Raw genomic sequence first — 1,033 nt, 5'->3', positions numbered from 1 at the left:
AGGGTGATGAGGGGGCGGGCCCGGTGAAAGTGGGGGTGGCGTTGACTGACATCCTTACGGGGCTCTATTCGGCGGTGGCGATCCTGGCGGCGCTGGCTCATCGCGAGCGTGATGGCGGCGGGCAACATATTGATATGGCGCTGCTGGACGTGCAGGTGGCTTGTCTGGCCAACCAGGCGATGAACTACCTGACGACAGGCGTGCCGCCAAAGCGCTTGGGCAATGCGCATCCGAATATCGTGCCTTATCAGGATTTTCCCACGGCCGATGGCGACTTCATCCTGACGGTGGGGAATGACGGGCAGTTCCGTAAGTTTGCGCAGGTGGCAGGTCAGCCGCAGTGGGCGGATGATCCGCGTTTCGCGACCAACAAGGTGCGGGTGGCCAATCGCGCGGAACTGATTCCCTTGATTCGCCAGGCGACGGTGTTCAAGACGACGGCTGAATGGGTGTCGCAACTGGAGCGAGTCGGCGTGCCGTGTGGGCCGATCAATGATCTGGCGCAGGTATTCGCGGATGCCCAGGTCAAGGCGCGCGGGCTGGCGATTGAGTTGCCCCACGCACTGGCGGGGATGGTGCCTCAGGTTGCCAGTCCTATACGGTTATCCAAGACCCCTGTGGAATACCGCAGCGCGCCTCCTTTATTGGGTGAGCATACGGTCAGGGTGTTGCAGGAAGTGCTGGGGTTGATGCCGGCGAATGTGGCTGCTTTAAAAGAAGCTGGGGTTATCTGAGTCCTCTCTTCTATATGGAGCGTCATTAAGGGCTCTATATAGAAGAAAGTTGGTTGTTTTTTAGCCAATCCTAACTATTGGATAGATAAGCGAAATTAAAGGTTGACGGCAAATCCTGGACGTCTATAATTCGCCCCACTTCCGGCGCAGTCGAAACAGAAAACTCCTTGGTAAACAAAGAGTTACGCAAGATTCGACAGCGACCTGCTTCAGTTCATCGAGGCCTGGAAGGAGTTGGTAGAGCAGGGTTGTTTGGCGCTATTAACGTTTCGATCTTCTCGGTCGAAAGCGGAGAAAAA

General features: G+C 56.4%; 1 protein-coding gene. It reads left to right on the top strand.

All coding sequences use genetic code 11. From position 1 onward, the window contains the following. The coding region (locus tag AC07W0_RS30895) for a CaiB/BaiF CoA transferase family protein (RefSeq protein WP_146013217.1) at positions 1–734 on the top strand (734 nt) is incomplete at its 5' end. Positions 735–1,033: the final 299 nt, after the last annotated feature.

This window comes from Pseudomonas sp. GW704-F2 (assembly GCF_059423025.1).
This window is presented reverse-complemented; position numbering and strand designations above follow the sequence as displayed.